This is a genomic window from Nocardia sp. NPDC127526, from assembly GCF_042672265.1.
GTDB lineage: Bacteria > Actinomycetota > Actinomycetes > Mycobacteriales > Mycobacteriaceae > Nocardia.
The window spans coordinates 293,300-308,701 of the sequence record NZ_JBHXVO010000005.1; the positions used below are offsets into that span (position 1 = coordinate 293,300).

A 15,402-nucleotide genomic window follows, 5' to 3' on the forward strand; every position below is an offset into this window, starting at 1 on the left:
GATCAGGTGCGGCTCAGCGGGAGGGTTGCGGCGACGCGGGTGCCGCCGCCCGCCGGACTCGCCACCGTGAGGCTGCCGCCGAGCGCGGCGACGCGGTCGCCGAGCCCGTCGAGTCCGCCTCCGGGTGATGCGGTGGCGCCGCCGGACCCGTTGTCGGACACGGTGATTCGCAGCGAGTCCCCCTCGTGCGCGAGGCAGATCTCGGCCGCGGTCGCGCCCGCGTGCTTGATCGTATTGGCGACGGCCTCCGCGGCGAGGAAATACGCGACCGCCTCCACGGCGGCCGGTGGCCGCCCGGTCAGCCCGCCGCTGACCCGCACCGGGAGCGGTGCGCGCTCGGCCAGCGAATGCAGGGCCGCGGACAATCCGCGCTCGGTGAGGACCGGCGGATACACGCCCCGCGCGAGCTCACGCAGCTCGGCGATCGCGGTGTCGAGTTCGGCGGCGCTGTCGGTGAGCAGCGTGCGCTGGGTCTCGAGGTCCTCGGCGCGATGCGCGCGGCGCAGCAGGATCGCGGCGAAGACCAGGCGTTGCTGGGCGCCGTCGTGCAGGTTGCGCTCGATCCGGCGGCGTTCGGTGTCGGCGGCGGTGACGATCCGCTCGCGGGAGCGGCGCATCTCGGCCAGTTGGGCGCGCAGGTCGATATTCAGCCGCTCGTGCTGGAGCGCGAGGGCCGCGGTCGCGCGGACCGCGGCCAGGAGTCCGGGGTCATTGGTGGCCAAGGTGGCGTCGTGGACCAGCGCGCCGATCGGCTTGCCGTCGCGTTCGAGCGCGGTCGCGGCCATGGTGTCGTCGATGCAGTCCAACTGCCGGTGATTGCCGTGCGGATCCCGATAGGACCCCGATTCGGGGTCGTAGGTCCACAATTCCAGCGTGGGGTCGCGCACCGCGCGGCGCAGTGCGGTGCGGAATTCATCGCCGAGGGGCGCCGCGCCGATCTCGACTATCGCCGTGCCGACCGCGGCGCGCGCCATATGGAAGCGGATGACACCGATCGCCACCGCCACGGGCAGCAGCATGGTGGCCGGGTACCGCAGATAGATCACCCAGCCGGTGCTCAGGCCGGGCACCTGCATCGAACTGGCGGCGGCCACCACGCTCACCAGCGCCGACAGCAGGAAGCTGAGGGCCAACGGCGCGAACGCGAATCGATAGGCGGGCGTGCCGGACCGCCAGCGCGCCACCACGACGGCAACCAGGATCACATCCAGCAGCAGGCCCATCGAACCCACCGTGACCTGGATCGGCTCCGCGACCGCCGGATCGTGGCGCACGAGAAGCAGATTCACCGACGACGACGGGTGCGGCGCGGGCTCGGCCCGCGGGTCGAGAAACATCCACCCGGCCGCCACCCCCACGGTCGAGATCGCCAGGTACGCCCCCACGAACCAGCGTTCCCACCAACGCCGCAACCGACCGGTCGGAAATCCGAGAGTGAGCGGAATGACCGCCAGCAGAGGAGCATTCGTCAGAACGATCCCCACGGTGAACAAGATCGGGCTACTCGATCGACGCAGCCCCGCCGCCAGCCACAGCAACCCGCCCACCACGATCAACCACCCCGCCCGGTCCCCCGGACGCGTGCGGCACACCACCACGCCCGCCCCGACGAACCCGATCCCGCACACCAGGAACAGCGCCATCTCGCCCACCCCGAACACCGGCGGATCCGGACTCCGCGCATACACGAAAGACGCACGCGGCCCGAGCAACAGGGTGCGCGCCGGATCATGCAACGCCGCCCACGACCAATCCACCGCCGCCGTCACCACCGCGGCCAGCAGAACGGTCGCGCACCCCGCACCGATCCCCGCCCACCGGTTCATCCGCCGCTCCTCGCACTCCCGCCGGATCCAGCCCAGTATCCGCCACCCCACCGCCCCGGCGAGCCCGAACTCCGTGCCAGCACGGAGATTTCCACTGGGCCAGCACGGATGGCGCGCCCCCCGAACCTCCGTAATTTCATGAACAACCCGCGCCCCCGGACCCGACCCATGAGCCGACAGCGGAATCGGAGCCCATCGATGAACACATCCCGCCCAGAATCCTCCCCCGCACCCCCACGCCCACTCTGGCTGCTCTGGCGAAACCCGGCACTGTCCCCGCACAGCACGTCATGCGCACTGTGCAGCTGGAAAACCTGCCCACGATCCGGCCACCCGAACGCCATCGCATGGGCAACCGCGACAACGCCGTCGCAGACCTGACCGCCACACCCGCGGACTCGCGGCCGACGTCGAGTACGACCCCGGAGGGGATCGACTCGCTGGTCCCGGAACACGCTCGGCAACGTCGTTTCCGAGACCACCGAGCCGGAGGTCGTACCCGACGCCGTGCCGGCACACGATGGAGTCAGGGTGCGGTGAGCTCTGCCAGAACGAACTGGTTGTACGCGCCGTCCACATCGAGATTGCCGCCACCGAATACCTCCTCGAGGTGCGCCCGGGTGACCGCTTGGTGAGCTGCCGCGGACTGTAGCCGTGCGACTGCTTGCCGGCTGTGGTCACCCGGTCGATGATCGACGAGACCGGTAACCACATCGGCGACGGTGCCATCGGTCCAGATGCCGGGCATCGCGTTCGACAGCAGTGCGGCGTCCAGGGATTGGCCGCGGTACCAATGCCCGCCGTCCCACCAATAGCAGAAGTTCAAGCGGCCGTCGTGCGTTCGACTGTTCAGGACGGAAGTGGTGATCCATTCCGGTGCACCGGCCAGCGCCTGAGTCGGTCCGTGATCGATTGTGCCGCCGGAGAATACGGCGCGGTCCCGCGGTAGTCGGCGGAATGTGGATCCGCTGCCGGTCGAACCTTCGAATGTCGCCATAGTGGCGGAGGAGATGCGCGGACCGACCTCGGAGCGGATCGCGACCAATGCCGCTGCGATGGTTGCCCATCGGGACCACATCACCGGCAGTGCAGGAAACTCGCTGTCCGCGAGTACCGGCCGCACACGCGCGACCGGATCCACGGGCGCAGCTGGGGCGTGTGCAGGCGGTGGCGTTCGGAACGACGTCCGCGGCACCTGATGGACCGGCTCGGGTGCGCGCGGAGGTGGGGGCGGCGGATTCCGCACCGGCGCGGCGACCCACCCTTCGCGCAGCGCCCTCGCGACCGTGAGGAGCAGCGTGCAGTCCGGGACTTGCGCGACGGGGACCATGGCGGCAGGCCACAGGCGCCGCTTTTTGTCGACCACGACGTAGCCGTCACTGACTTCGACCTTCTCGACCTGATCCCATGCCAATTCGCCCTTGGGCGTCTGGATTCCGGCGGCATCGAGACGGATGGGGCCGAAGGTCAACACCTCGCCACGCTGCACGGCGTGCAGCGATTTCTGAATCTGCCGCTGCCAGATGGGTTCGATATTGGCGCGCAGGTACATTGCGTAACGGCAGTCGTTGTGCTGAGGATCGGTCATGCTGTGCGCGGGATCCTTGTACCGATCATCGAAGGATACGGAGCCCCCACCCCGGCTGCGCAGCACGATCCGGAATGTTGTGCCGTTGTACGCCCGGTTGGTGCTGTGATTCACCCAAGTCTGCTCGACCGTGTCGAACTGCTCCCATCGCATCGCATACAGCGGCTGACCGACCATCTTGCGCACCAGCCCGTGCTCGTAGGCGTACACCCGGTTCCCGACATCGGTTGCCTTGAACACGCCTTGTTTACGAGCGACGATGAACACGTCGCGCGGTAGCCCCAACCGATGCTGTTCGGCGGCCTGCGCCACTTCGGCCGGCACCGGCTCTGGCAGTTGCGGCATCGGATCCCCTCCCTCGATGGTGTGCCCGATTATATGATCATGATCGATTCGAGCTGCCCGCCCTCGCGTTCGTCGCCCTACTCGGCGTAACGGCCGACGTCGATGATCACGACCTGTCCGTGATTCTCCGAATCAGCGAGGTCGAGGTATAGCGCACGACCGTCGGCCCTCACCGTCAGCGCATGGAAATTACCTGCGACACCGGCTATTTCGATGCGGTCGATCACGGTGTTGGTTCGCAGATCGATCACCGAGACAATGCCCGAGAACTCGGTCAGCGATGGCCACGTAGGTATCTCGCCCGTCCGGGGCTCACCGAGATGGCACTCGGCCGCTCCTCGAAGGGAATTCGCGCTCGCACCTACCCGGTCACCGCATCGATCAGCCCGTTGAGAGCGGTATGTAGCCGATCGCTCACGCGGGTGGTGCCGTGGCACGGATGCCGGCGAGCACCACATCGACGATGCGCTCGGCATCGGCGAGTGCCACCGGGAAGTCCGCCAGGTCGCGGCGGATGTCGCCGGTGTCGGCGACCGAGGCGAGGTCCTCGGCGTAGCGCAGCAGGGCTTCGACCACCAGTTCCTCGCGGTCGGGCCGTTGCGGTAGACGCTGGTGCGGTTCACCCCGGCGAGTTCGGCGACTCTTCGTAGCCGAAGCCCGCGATGCCGTCGCGCGCCACGAGTTCGGCTGTCGCGGCATGGATTTGCGCACGCACCCGCGCGGTGCGGCCGCCGGGGCGCCGCACGGCCGGTGAGGTTGTCCTCCATTGCCCCAGCTCACAGTCGAAGTCGCACCCGCACGGTGTGACATGAACACGTGCGGCAATCGCGAGAAGAAGGCGCGGCTGGCGCGGTCCGCATCTCGCAACATCTGGCAATAGTTGACCATAGTGAGATAGGGTGAGCGAGTTGCCTTACAGGGGAAGGGGGCTGGCCGTGTCGATCGCTGCCGCGGTGAAGAAGTATGTCGGTGAGCTCGGTGGAGCCTTCATGATCGGCCGCGAGGCCAAGGAATTCGGAGCCGCGACGGGAGTCGACGGCTACTGGGGTCCTTACACCCGCGGGCGGGGCGGGGTGCTCGGCGATGTGGACGCCGATGTCGTGGTCGCGGCATTCGGGTTCTTCCCTCCGAAAGCCGTACGCACGCATTGGGAATCGGTGCCCGCACCGGCCGCCAAGGTCGCCGCGGACTACCTCACCGCCTGCCAGGATTTCGGACGCCGCAAACTCGCCGACTTCGCCCACGCCGGCCGCCTCGCCGAACTCCTGCAACCAGTCGTCGACAGCGCGGACGCGGCGGGAGCACCGCTGTTCGCGGGCTGGCGCGCAATGCCCCTGGCCGCGGATGCACCCGGCCGTGTGGCGCAGCTCCTGCACGTGCTCCGCGAGCTCCGGGGCGGCTTGCACCTGCTCGCGGTGCGCGCCCAAGGCCTCACTCCCCTGCAGGCCGTCCTCATTTCGGGATCGCCGCTCAACAGCGGCGCCGACCAAGCACGCTGGTACGGCTGGCCGGAACCCTTCGAGGACATCACGCCCGACCTGCGGAAGCGCTGGGAGGCGGCCGAGGCACTCACCGACGAACTGATCGCCCCCGCCTTCGCCGCCCTCGACGAAGAATCCGGCCGCGAACTCGTCGAACTGCTGAAAGCCGCCCACCACACCGCCTTCAGCCGCCGCTGACCGCCGCCTCGGCGCCCCGCCTCAGAGAAAAGCGAAAGGGGCTCATCCCTGCCAGCGAGCGAACGCTGGTTGGAATAAGCCCCTGATGGTGGTTCTAGCTGGGTTCGAACCAGCGACCCCTCGCGTGTGAGGCGAGTGCTCTCCCGCTGAGCTATAGAACCAGAGGGTTCCACCGAAGTGGCTGTTCGTCCCGGCTTTTCTGCCGCTCCGAACGAGAAAGAACATTAACACGCACCCCCACCACCACACCAAATCGCGTGCACAACGCCGTAAAACCAGCCCGCGACCGGGGCGCGACCCGCGACGCGCCGCAGATCGCCGGCCACCTCCTATCTGCAGACAGTGCCGCCACCTGTCCCCTCAGGGCCCCAGAGGGTCAACAGGGACCGCGAACCGGACCGGTCGGTATCAACTGGATGCCCGGTTCCCAGGTGTTCGGTGATGCGTAGCGAACTACACGCTTGTAGTTCACTTTCACCCCCTCCTACCAGGCGATTTGTTGTCTACGCAGATAGTCGGCTAATGTTCTCTCTCGTCAGCGGGACCAGCCGAGAGGCCCCCGGGACGAAATGCGGATGTAGCGCAGCTGGTAGCGCATCACCTTGCCAAGGTGAGGGTCGCGGGTTCGAATCCCGTCATCCGCTCGAGAGGCCAACACGGCCTGCTTGGCGGTGTGGCCGAGTGGTGAGGCAACGGCCTGCAAAGCCGTGCACACGGGTTCGATTCCCGTCGCCGCCTCTTCTTCATTGAAGAGAACAAACCCGCGCGATTAGCTCAGCGGGAGAGCGCTTCCCTGACACGGAAGAGGTCACTGGTTCAATCCCAGTATCGCGCACCAGAGAAAGCCCAGATCAGGCCCGGTTTCCACCGGGCCTTTCTGCTGTCATGACCTACTTTCCGCCAGCCGCGTCAGTAGCCTGCGATGCGCAGCCACCGGCAGCAGGTCGATCACATCACCACCCCGCGCGGCGAGCTCCTTGACCAACGAGCTGGACAAGGACCCGTAGGCCGGGTCGCTGGCGAAGAAGTAGGTGTCCATGCCGGTGAGCGTGCGGTGCAGCTGTGCCATGGGCAGCTCGTAGTCGGCGTCGCCGTCGCGCAGCCCCTTCACGATCGCGGTGATCTCCTGCTCGCGACCATGACCGTGACCACGAGCTCGTCGAACTGGGCTGCCGCCCGCTCGAACACGTTGATATGGCCATTGGTCACCGGGTCGAAAGAGCCGGCGCACAGCGCTCTGGACATGCGACGGAGGCTAGTGTAGGCCGTTCGATCAACTGTCCAGATTGCGTTAGTGTCGTTGGTTGCGGTGGTGGATCCGCGGATGGATCGGATTTGGGGGCAGGTTGAGACGCCAATCGCTCAGGCGGGCATTGTCATTCGTGGTTACCGGCGTGATGTTCGCGGCGTTTGGCGCGGCTTTCGGTGCGGGAAATGGCTTGGCGGACACCGGTGATCCGATTATCGAGTCCAAGAAGCTGCTTGCGGACCCGGTCGCACCGAACGGGTCGAAGATCGCTTCCGGGACGATTGACGGCCGCAATCTGACGCTGCAGGTCTACTCCGCTGCGATGGGCAGGAACGTCACGGTCAAGGTGCAGCGGCCCAGCGATGCGTCTGCGCCTCGGCCGGTGCTGTACCTCGTCAACGGCGCAGGGGGCGGGACGGATGCGGCGACCTGGTGGGCCAAGACCGATGTCGGAGAGTTCCTGGCCACCAAGGATGTCAATGTTGTGATGCCGATCGGCGGCGCGTTCGCCTACTACACCGATTGGCGGAATGACGACCCTGCGATGGGGCGCAACAAGTGGCGGACGTTCTTTCTGGGGGAGCTGCCGCCGCTGATCGATGAAGCGTTGGGCACCAACGGGATCAATGCGATTGCCGCGAATTCGATGACAGCCACCGCTGTGCTGCAGATGGCCGAAGCCAAGCCCGGCTTCTATCGGACCGTCGCCGGATACAGCGGATGCGCGCAGATCTCGGATCCGGCCGGCAAGCAGTTCACCAAACTTGTGGTCGAGACCTATGGCGGCGGTGACGTCCGCAACATGTATGGCGAGGACGACGATCCGGCGTGGGTCGCGAACGATCCGGTTGTCAATGCCGAAGCCCTGCGTGGCACAAGGCTGTTCGTGTCCACCGGCAACGGCGTGCCCGGCCAGTGGGACACCCTCGACGGCGACTACGCCCTGCCCGGCCCCTACGGCCTCGCCAACCAGCTGCTCGTCGGCGGCGTCATCGAGGCCGCCACCGGCTGGTGCACCCGTAACCTCCAGGACCGCCTCGACCAACTGCAGATCCCGGCCACCTTCGATTACGCACCGGCGGGCACCCATTCCTGGGGCTACTGGCGCGACGCGTTCTACAAATCCTGGCCGATGCTCGCCGAAGGACTCGGAGTACCCGCGTAACTCGTCGACGGCGACCAGCACGGCGCGTTCGACAATCGGGCCCCGCCGACCCATGTGAAACGGCATCGACCGGGAACTGGTGGCGGCGAAGCCCGGGAAGGGGTCGCCACCAGTCCCCGGTCGACGATGTTTCAGATCCGGCGAGGAGCTGTTACCGGGTGGACTGTTCGTGGAGGGCCTTTTTGACTGCGTCTTGGGCTCGGTCTACGTGTTCGGCGTATTTGCCCTCGGTGCGCTCGTCCAGCAGGTCGCCGGCCTTGTCCACCAGGGGGTCGAGTTTGTCGGCGTGTTGGGATGCCAGGTCGGCGGCTTTGCCTGCGGCGTCTTTGAGGTTGTCGAATAGGCCCATGTGGTGCTCCCGTCTCGAATCTTGTGCGAGGACAGGCTAGCTCGGGGGTTGCCTACTGCTGGGGAACTTGGGGAGGGACGTTCGCCACCATTCGGCTTCGGCCACGGCGGACGCTGAATTTCCTGGGGTCAATGAGGGGGTGAGGGGGAGGTGGGTGACGGGGTGGAGGCCGGAGTGGGGGTGGGCTGTTTCGAGGGTGAAGTGGGCGGAGCGGGCGGTGAAGCGAAGGGTGGCTATGGAGTTTCCGAAGTGGGGGCCGCTGGCTTTGTGCCAGCGGATCGGGTCGGGTGGGATGCCGCGGAGGGTTGCCAGGCGGCGGAGGAGGCGGGCCAGTGGGGGTGCCCACAAGAGGGTGAAGAGGAGGTGGAAGCGTTTGGGCGGGTCGTTGTGGACGGGTGAGCAGACCAGTTGGAGGACTTTGGATTTCGTGGGAATGGGGTAGTCGGCGCGGACGGCGTAGCTGTGGTGTACATCGCCGGAGAGGACGCAGATCGTGCCGGGCGCTGCGGGGGCGGCGGCCAGGCGGTGGATGAGGGCGGCCAGGCGGTGGAAGGAGCCTCGGAAGGCGGGCCAATGTTCTAGATCGGCTGCCTGCCTGAGACTTTCGCCCAGTCGGCCGCGCCAGCCGGGGAGGCCGGCGGCGCGCTCGTTGAGGGATTGGATGTGGCTGACCACGGGGGGCATCAGCCATGGGAGGGAGGAGCCGATCAGGAGGTGGTCGTAGTCGCCGGCGGCGTTCTGTTCGATCCAGGTGAATTCGTCGTCGCCGACCATGAGGCGCTGCCCGTCGAGGATGCGGCCGCTGCGGGTGTCTATGACCAGCAGGCGGATTCGGCCGAAGTCGCGGCGGTAGCTCCATCGGGTCGGCTTGCGGCCGTCGACTTCCTGGTCGGCCTGTTCGGCGAAGTCCTCCAGGAGGTCTTGGACGTCCTTCTCCGATTCGGTGACCTCGCGGAAGAGTGAATTGCTCTGGAGCTCGGCCGGATCCAGGTTTCCGATGTGCTGGTACACCCAGTAGGACGCGAGCCCGGCGCGAATGCGCCTGCGCCACCAGGGCTTTTCGGCCATCTGGCGGCGCCAGGTGCGGGAGGTGTTCCAGTCGTCGCGAATGTCGTGGTCGTCGAAGATCATCGAGGTGGGGACGGTGGACATGAGCCAGCGGATCTCCGGGTCCGACCAGGACTCGTGGTAGAGCTCGGCGTATTCGCGGAACGAGACAACTTCGTCCTCGGGTTCTTCGCCGGCGCGCCGCGCGGTCAGCCAGGCGCGCAGTTGCGGGGTCGGCTGGTCGGCGTACACCTGGTCGCCGAGCAGCAGGAGCGCGTCGGGCCATTCGCTGTCCGGCAATCGGCTCATTCGGATGGCGTAGGCGTCCAACGCATCGGGGCCGACCTTGTCCGATTCCAGCGCGCCCGGCGTGGCTTTGGCCGCACGGCAGGAGCCGAACAGCAGGCTTTCGACCGGCCGGGTGCGAATACGGCTCGGCGGGAACGCCGATTCCGGTTCCGGCCAGACGATTTCGCCATCGAGGCGCACCTCGTAGGGAATCGACGCACCGGTCTCGAGCCCGTCGACGATCACCAGCGCGAAGTGCAACTCCCCCACCTGGAAGGTGCGCGCCCGGCAGCCGAGCACATCCACTTCGCACGCACTGTCGGTTTCCACCCAGACGGTCGCCGAGGTCGCGTCGACATGCCGCAACACCGGACCGAGAACCAGTTCCGCCATACCGATCGACGGTACTTCGCCGGGCTGCTTCGCGAATCGGTATCGCGCGGCGCACCCGCCCGCGCATGATCAAATTGCGCTGTCGCGCACCGTGTTTGCGTCGCTCTCCTTGATCGCGGCCTCCACCAGCACACGCGCCGCCCAGGTGATGACATCCTCCTCGGCCTCGGCGTCGAGGCCGCGAATATCGCGGAGGGCGATCTGGGCTTCCCAGCCGAAGATGCTCAGCGCCGAGATCAGGCGCTGATACTCCGGCTCGGTCAAGGTGGCGCGCAGGGGCTCGCAGGCTTGCTCGATCCACTCCAGACGGCGGTGGCCGCGGCGCGGCGTCACGGGTGCGTTCGGGTCCAGGTCCTGCGGGTCCATGGTCAGTCGGATCATTCTGCGGCCCAACGGAAGTGACTGCGGGGAGTAGCGGAGCAGCGTCCTGAGGAGGGCGTCCACCCGGCCGGCCGCGTCGCCCGCCAGAGACGGATCGGCGAGCACCGCTTCGACCGGCGGTTCGATGAGCGCGCCCGCGGTGGCATCGATCAGGAGCTGGTCGAGGGTCGGGAAGTAGGTGTAGACGGTGCGGCGGGAGACATCGGCGGCAGCGGCGATCTCGTCGATCGACGGCGATGCGCCGGTCTCGCTGAGTTTGATCGCGGCTTCGATGATGGCTTTGCGGGTGCGCCGGCGTTGAGCTTCACGGCCGCCCGAGCGGGTCGGGTCGTCCTTGGTCATCGTGGCTGTTGCTCCTCTGATCGGCTGTTCGCGGCCGGGTTCGTCGTCTTGACGCCGCCCCCGATTCGTGAGTATACATTCATGCAGTCACTGCACACGTGTGCAATAACTGCATAGCCGAACCTGAGTTGTCCCAGGTCGGCCACGAAGGAGAACGGCTCGACAATGCGCGACGACGCAACAAGGCACGACCATGCCACCGCCCCCGCCACCGCGGCCTTCCTCGCCCACCGCAACCTGCTGTTCACGGTGGCCTGCGAGATCCTCGGCTCCGCGGCCGACGCCGAGGACGTGGTGCAGGAGACCTGGCTGCGCTGGATCGGGGTCGACCTGAGCCGGGTGCGCAATCAGCGCGCGTACCTGGCGCGGGCCGCAACTCAGTTGTCGCTCAACAGGTTGCGCAGCAAGCAGCGCCGCAATGAGGAGTACGTCGGCTCATGGCTGCCCGAACCGCTGCTCACCGCGCCGGATGTGGCCGAGGACGTCGAGCGTGCGGAGAGCGTGTCGATGGCGCTGCTGGTCGTGCTCGAGACCCTGTCGCCGACCGAGCGGGCCGTATTCATCCTGCGCGAGGTGTTCGACGTCGGCTGCGACGAGATCGGCGCCGCCATTCGCAAGTCCCCCGAGGCCGTCCGCCAGATCGCGCACCGGGCGCGCCGGCACGTCCAGACCCGCCGTCCGCGCGCCGAGGTCTCCCCCATCCGGACCCGCGCGGTGCTCGAATCATTCCGGCGCGCACTGGAAACCGGCGACCCGCGGCGCCTGCTCGACGTGCTCGCGCCGCAGGTCGTCACGGCCGGGAACGGCAGCAGTCTCGACCGGCTGCGCTGCACACAAGCGCCGGCGCACGGAGAATCGCAGCCTCCGGTCCCGCCGAGCCGAAACTGCTCCTACCGTTGAGGATTCGTCAGAGCCGCCGGGCGCGCACGCCCAGTTCGTCGGCCTTCGCGCGAATGGCGCCGAGCACCAGATGCCTGCTCTCCGTCAGCAGTTCCTGGACTTCGACGGCCGTCTGATAGGCGGCATCACTGCCGACGCGGGAGAGCCGGCGACCGCTGCGGCGGCCGACGCGGGACAGTTCACGAGCGAGTTCACCGAGGAACGATCGTTCACTCGAATACTGCGACTTCATGCCTGATCGCCCCTCTTCAGCGTGTCAAGTACTCCTTGATCAACGAGTAGTGAGAGTACGCTTGTTCACTGATTCACGCCAGATGGCGATGCTTCGGTGAGGTCGAGGGTGTAGATCGAGCATGCCAGGCGTGCGCCGAGTTCACCGATCCGCACCAGCGTGCCGGGCTGCAGCAGGGCCTGCCCGGTCTCCCGGCCCGATTCCGCCTCGAACCCGATATCGAAGACCCGATCGGCGGCGGCGTCCCACAATTCGCGGCCGCGCACCGGCAATCGCTCGACGACCGCGCACAAACCGCGCGCGACCTCGTCCGGTGTCACGTCGCCGACGGCCTCGTTCCATTCGAAGGACAGCCGGAACCCGCGCGGCTCGTCCGCACCGCAGTACAGGACGTTGATATCGTCCCCGAGTTCCGCCTGCAGCTCGGACAAATCCGTGTCCGCGTGGACGTCGACATCGATGTTGAGGAATCTCCCGCTCACCCGGCCCATGATCCCATACGGCGATCCGATCGTAATCCGAATTTGCGCGGAAATCAGCTGCAAAATACGGCCTGATCAGGAACAATCAGCTATTACCTCTCGGGTCGGGGTGACCGTATGGGGAGCTCGTATGAGAACAATGACACGGGTCCTCGCCGCTCTCGCGGCGCTGATCCTGCTCGCGAGTTGCGATAACGCCTCGCCGCCGCGGACCGAGGACTCATCGGGTGACACCGGCAGGGGGATTCCGCTCACCGAGGGCAACAAGGGCGGGAGCGCCAAAGGGATTCCGATCGATCTGGGTGAGACGCTGTTCGATACCGGCGACCCGGTCGAATTCGTGATCCAGGTGGTGAGCGGCAATATCGCGAAGAGTTGCAAGGCGGAGGAGCTGCCCGGCGACTGCGTGCGGATCGAAACTCAGAGCGTGGCCAGTGCGCCGACCCCGACGTGCAAACCCACTCCCGATGATCCGGATCCCGCGCCCTACCTCGCCTATGTCGGGATGAGCAAGGAATTGCCGTCGGCCGGTGAAGGTCCGCGGGCATACCTCAATTCCGGTGAGACGCTGTACATCTACACCAAGAAATGCGAACCCGAGGAAGTAATCGACACCACGACTCCGGAGACGTCGACCACCGCACCGCCGACGACCACCGAGCCACCCGCGACGACCACCACGGGTTCCGGTGGCTGAGGACCCGCCGGACCAGCCGGCGAGCAGGCGTTCCTCGTTCGCCGACCTGTCGCAGGTCGCACAACTGATCGCGCAGTTCGTCGCGCCCGCGACGCTGCTGGCCGGATTGCTCTACTACTGGGGCTATTTCCACGCGCGCGGATTCTGCGCCCATATCGGCGTGGATTCCGCCTCCCTCGGATTCAACACCACCGATTACGTCATGCGCAGCGCCGACGGCTTGTTCATTCCGGTCGCGACCGTCGCCACCATCGCGTTGGCCCTCACGTGGGGCCGGGTGGCGCTGCCGCGGCGGTATCGCGAGGAACAGCCCCCGAAATGGCTGGTGCTCGGCTGCGCCGCGGTGGGCGGTGTGCTGCTGCTCAATGGTTTGTCGCAGCTGCAATTCGAGACGGTGTTCAATCGCGGTCTCGGTGTCGCCCCGCTCTGCGTGATCTCCGGATTGCTCCTGCTGTGGACCGCTGTTCGAGCGCGCCGCCGCCAGCTCTCGGCCGGATCCCCCGACCGGCCGCCGACCACGACGCCGCTGGAATGGACGCTGGTCGTCACTCTCATCGCCGGCAGCTTCTTCTGGGGCGCGACGGCGTACTCGCTGGCCGTCGGCAAGGGCCGCGCGATTATTTTCGAGAACTCGATTCCCGCCGCTCCGGGGCTGACGCTGTATTCGGAAAAGGAACTCGAACTCAACTCCGCGGGCGTGCGCCGCACGACCTGCGTCGATCCGAATTCGGCCTACCGCTACCGCTATGACGGCCTGGTCCTGGCCATGAGCACCAGCCACGCGTATGTGATCGTCCCGCGCGGGTGGACCAGCGCACAGGGCACCGCAATGGTGTTGCCGCGCACCGGCCCCGGCGCCGTGCGACTCGAATTCTCACGCTACGACCCGGAGACGCCACCACCACCGGTCTACTGCTGACACCGCGGCCGCCCGTCAGAGCCCCGCACCCAGTGTGGTCACCAGATCATTCATCGGCGCGGCGAGCGGACCGAGAATCTCGGGATCCAACGGCGGCATCGCGGCGATCGCGGCCCGCAAAGAGGTAACCGCCGCACCGGCTTCGGGACTGATCGCGGCAACGGTAGCCGCGGTCTCGTGCACCGCCGCGCCGAGATCGGCCCCCGGAATCCCCACCGCGGGCTGCGAATTCGGCGCCGGCGCAGTCACCTCGATCAGCGGCGGTGGCGGCGCGGGCTGCTCCACATCGACCCCGCTGCCCAGCGCCCCACCGGCCGTGCCGCCCACGGACGCACCGATTGCGGCCCCCAGGGCGGCGGCGGGCACGCCCTCGACGACGCCGCCCACCATGCATCCCACGGTCCCGCCGATCGCCGCCCCCAGCGGAACGCCGATGCCCGCACTGGGCGCCCCGGCCGCCGCGCCGCCGATAATGCCGCCCACCGCCATCCCTTTGAGACACCCCTCGACCGCGAAGGTCCCCCCGGCGAGGGTGCCGACCACCGCACCGATACCCCCGCCGATCACCGTCGAGGCGGCCCGCCGATCGGACTCCTCCCGCGAGAACCCGATGCTGTCGTAGGCGCTGGCGATCTGCCATTCGGCGACATCGAGATACGCCTGGGCCTTCTCCCGAGTGCGGGCATCCACCCACGCGGGCACTTCGATAATGGTCGTCCCGGCCCGCAGCGGCTGCGGTTCGGCAACGGGCTCCCCCGTCGCCACCCCCTGACCTGCGGCCAAAATCACTGGTAGAGCGGACAATACAGTGACAGTGCGTCTGGTGGTCATGGCGGAAATCTCTTCCTGAGCGCCGAACACCGCTACCGACATGCGGCCCGAGCACCCCACGCGGTGATCATGTCGTGCCCCCGATCCTAACCGGAACCCGCTGCCCGGCTGCCGGTTTCCCCGCTCCCGGCGCAGGGACATCCGGGCCACCGCCACCCGGGAGGCCGCTCGTTCCTGAGCCGCAAGGTCAGCGCGCCACCGCGGTTTCGTGGACGGTGCGCCAGCGCAGGCCGTTGCGGGCCTCCGGATCGGCCAGCAGAAGGGCGGTGGTGAGCCGGGCGCGGGGGCCGGAGGGGTGGTGGTGCACTTCCTTGAAGCGGGCCACGGTGGAATCCGGCGAATGGTGCAGGATTTCGATGTCGAGGATGTCGATGGTGAGCCCGGGGGTCGAGTTGCCGGCGCCTTGCAGGCCCGCGGCCAGCGGCTCGCGGGCCACCACCATTCCGGTTTGGGTGACCATGGAGAAGTCGGGGTGCTGCTGGGTCAGGAACCGGTCCAGGGCCGCCGTGGCGCCGGCGGTGCCCAGCCATAGCGCCAGGTCGTTGTGGAGCGTGCGGATCTCGTCGACGATCGTGTCGTAATCGGTGCTCACATGCGGGAAATTACCGGACCGCCGGCGTGCGCGGGCGGTCCGGGTGGCGAGGACCCCGGAAATGACGGCGGCTGCCGGTCTCGGGGCGCGGTTACTG

At 67.4% G+C, this 15,402-nt stretch carries 15 protein-coding genes, 4 tRNA genes and 2 pseudogenes; 8 read left to right on the top strand and 13 right to left on the bottom strand.

The genetic code is table 11. The annotated features are described in order from the left end of the window. Positions 1 to 2: 2 nt before the first annotated feature. The 4 genes from ACFVIV_RS12380 to ACFVIV_RS12395 form a co-directional block, all read right to left on the bottom strand. A complete protein-coding gene (locus ACFVIV_RS12380) occupies positions 3 to 1,826 on the bottom strand; it encodes a sensor histidine kinase (protein WP_379195468.1) in 1,824 nt (607 codons plus the stop codon). 526 nt (positions 1,827 to 2,352) lie between these two features. After that, entirely contained in the window at positions 2,353 to 3,759 is a 1,407-nt protein-coding gene (locus ACFVIV_RS12385) for a DUF6585 family protein (protein ID WP_379195470.1), read from the bottom strand. Between the two features lie 77 nt (positions 3,760 to 3,836). After that, positions 3,837 to 4,010 (bottom strand): hypothetical protein, encoded by a 174-nt coding sequence (locus tag ACFVIV_RS12390; RefSeq protein WP_379195472.1) that lies wholly within the window; start codon positions 4,008 to 4,010, stop codon positions 3,837 to 3,839. Between the two features lie 163 nt (positions 4,011 to 4,173). Further along, positions 4,174 to 4,335, bottom strand: a complete 162-nt coding sequence (locus ACFVIV_RS12395) for a hypothetical protein (RefSeq protein WP_379195474.1) — start codon at positions 4,333 to 4,335, stop codon at positions 4,174 to 4,176. 359 nt (positions 4,336 to 4,694) lie between these two features. Between ACFVIV_RS12395 and ACFVIV_RS12400 the strand changes: the two genes are divergently transcribed. Further along, positions 4,695 to 5,438 carry a hypothetical protein gene (locus ACFVIV_RS12400; protein ID WP_379195476.1) on the top strand — a complete coding sequence of 248 codons (744 nt, stop codon included), beginning with the start codon at positions 4,695 to 4,697 and terminating at the stop codon, positions 5,436 to 5,438. Between the two features lie 86 nt (positions 5,439 to 5,524). On the opposite strand, the gene ACFVIV_RS12405 is transcribed toward ACFVIV_RS12400, so the two are convergent. After that, positions 5,525 to 5,599: transfer RNA gene (locus ACFVIV_RS12405), tRNA-Val, on the bottom strand. Between the two features lie 410 nt (positions 5,600 to 6,009). Here ACFVIV_RS12405 and ACFVIV_RS12410 point away from each other — a divergent pair. From ACFVIV_RS12410 to ACFVIV_RS12420, 3 genes are all read left to right on the top strand, one after another. Next, positions 6,010 to 6,082: transfer RNA gene (locus tag ACFVIV_RS12410), tRNA-Gly, on the top strand. A 23-nt stretch (positions 6,083 to 6,105) separates the two neighbouring features. Continuing rightward, positions 6,106 to 6,176 (top strand) — tRNA-Cys (locus ACFVIV_RS12415). A 25-nt stretch (positions 6,177 to 6,201) separates the two neighbouring features. Then, positions 6,202 to 6,276 (top strand) — tRNA-Val (locus ACFVIV_RS12420). Between the two features lie 45 nt (positions 6,277 to 6,321). Here the strand turns inward: ACFVIV_RS12420 and ACFVIV_RS12425 are convergent. After that, positions 6,322 to 6,683, bottom strand: a pseudogene (locus ACFVIV_RS12425) (adenylyltransferase/cytidyltransferase family protein). A 152-nt stretch (positions 6,684 to 6,835) separates the two neighbouring features. On the opposite strand from ACFVIV_RS12425, the gene ACFVIV_RS12430 reads away from it, so the two are divergent. Beyond that, complete coding sequence (locus ACFVIV_RS12430; protein ID WP_379195640.1) at positions 6,836 to 7,852, top strand: alpha/beta hydrolase; 1,017 nt, start codon at positions 6,836 to 6,838, stop codon at positions 7,850 to 7,852. 151 nt (positions 7,853 to 8,003) lie between these two features. Here ACFVIV_RS12430 and ACFVIV_RS12435 read toward each other — a convergent pair whose 3' ends face one another. The 3 genes from ACFVIV_RS12435 to ACFVIV_RS12445 form a co-directional block, all read right to left on the bottom strand. Further along, entirely contained in the window at positions 8,004 to 8,201 is a 198-nt protein-coding gene (locus ACFVIV_RS12435) for an antitoxin (RefSeq protein WP_379195478.1), read from the bottom strand. Positions 8,202 to 8,237: 36 nt separating this feature from the next. After that, a complete protein-coding gene (locus tag ACFVIV_RS12440) occupies positions 8,238 to 9,929 on the bottom strand; it encodes an alkaline phosphatase D family protein (RefSeq protein ID WP_379195480.1) in 1,692 nt (563 codons plus the stop codon). A gap of 69 nt (positions 9,930 to 9,998) precedes the next feature. Then, positions 9,999 to 10,652 carry a TetR/AcrR family transcriptional regulator gene (locus ACFVIV_RS12445; protein ID WP_379195482.1) on the bottom strand — a complete coding sequence of 218 codons (654 nt, stop codon included), beginning with the start codon at positions 10,650 to 10,652 and terminating at the stop codon, positions 9,999 to 10,001. Between the two features lie 165 nt (positions 10,653 to 10,817). On the opposite strand from ACFVIV_RS12445, the pseudogene ACFVIV_RS12450 reads away from it, so the two are divergent. Beyond that, positions 10,818 to 11,468, top strand: a pseudogene (locus tag ACFVIV_RS12450) (sigma-70 family RNA polymerase sigma factor); the annotation flags it as partial. Positions 11,469 to 11,559: 91 nt separating this feature from the next. Here ACFVIV_RS12450 and ACFVIV_RS12455 read toward each other — a convergent pair. Together ACFVIV_RS12455 and ACFVIV_RS12460 are read right to left on the bottom strand one after the other, a co-directional pair. Then, positions 11,560 to 11,784, bottom strand: a complete 225-nt coding sequence (locus ACFVIV_RS12455) for a hypothetical protein (RefSeq protein WP_379195484.1) — start codon at positions 11,782 to 11,784, stop codon at positions 11,560 to 11,562. A 65-nt stretch (positions 11,785 to 11,849) separates the two neighbouring features. Further along, complete coding sequence (locus ACFVIV_RS12460) at positions 11,850 to 12,266, bottom strand: hypothetical protein (RefSeq protein WP_379195486.1); 417 nt, start codon at positions 12,264 to 12,266, stop codon at positions 11,850 to 11,852. Positions 12,267 to 12,396: 130 nt separating this feature from the next. Between ACFVIV_RS12460 and ACFVIV_RS12465 the strand changes: the two genes are divergently transcribed. Next, positions 12,397 to 12,963: a hypothetical protein gene (locus ACFVIV_RS12465; protein WP_379195488.1), complete on the top strand. Its 567-nt coding sequence runs from the start codon at positions 12,397 to 12,399 to the stop codon at positions 12,961 to 12,963. After that, on the top strand, positions 12,956 to 13,882 hold the full coding sequence (locus tag ACFVIV_RS12470) for a hypothetical protein (RefSeq protein ID WP_379195490.1): 927 nt from the start codon (positions 12,956 to 12,958) through the stop codon (positions 13,880 to 13,882). Before ACFVIV_RS12465 ends, ACFVIV_RS12470 begins: the two co-directional genes overlap by 8 nt. A 15-nt stretch (positions 13,883 to 13,897) precedes the next feature. Here ACFVIV_RS12470 and ACFVIV_RS12475 read toward each other — a convergent pair whose 3' ends face one another. Further along, on the bottom strand, positions 13,898 to 14,671 hold the full coding sequence (locus ACFVIV_RS12475) for a hypothetical protein (protein WP_379195492.1): 774 nt from the start codon (positions 14,669 to 14,671) through the stop codon (positions 13,898 to 13,900). Positions 14,672 to 14,900: 229 nt separating this feature from the next. Then, positions 14,901 to 15,305, bottom strand: a complete 405-nt coding sequence (locus ACFVIV_RS12480; RefSeq protein WP_379195494.1) for a hypothetical protein — start codon at positions 15,303 to 15,305, stop codon at positions 14,901 to 14,903. Between the last annotated feature and the right edge of the window lie 97 nt (positions 15,306 to 15,402).

Coding starts and splice junctions, on each gene's coding strand:
- ACFVIV_RS12380 (WP_379195468.1), bottom strand. CDS start 1,826: ATGAACCGGTGGGCGGGGATCGGTGCGGGGTGCGCGACCGTTCTGCTG.
- ACFVIV_RS12385 (WP_379195470.1), bottom strand. CDS start 3,759: ATGCCGCAACTGCCAGAGCCGGTGCCGGCCGAAGTGGCGCAGGCCGCC.
- ACFVIV_RS12430 (WP_379195640.1), top strand. CDS start 6,836: ATGTTCGCGGCGTTTGGCGCGGCTTTCGGTGCGGGAAATGGCTTGGCG.
- ACFVIV_RS12435 (WP_379195478.1), bottom strand. CDS start 8,201: ATGGGCCTATTCGACAACCTCAAAGACGCCGCAGGCAAAGCCGCCGAC.
- ACFVIV_RS12440 (WP_379195480.1), bottom strand. CDS start 9,929: ATGGCGGAACTGGTTCTCGGTCCGGTGTTGCGGCATGTCGACGCGACC.
- ACFVIV_RS12445 (WP_379195482.1), bottom strand. CDS start 10,652: ATGACCAAGGACGACCCGACCCGCTCGGGCGGCCGTGAAGCTCAACGC.
- ACFVIV_RS12455 (WP_379195484.1), bottom strand. CDS start 11,784: ATGAAGTCGCAGTATTCGAGTGAACGATCGTTCCTCGGTGAACTCGCT.
- ACFVIV_RS12465 (WP_379195488.1), top strand. CDS start 12,397: ATGAGAACAATGACACGGGTCCTCGCCGCTCTCGCGGCGCTGATCCTG.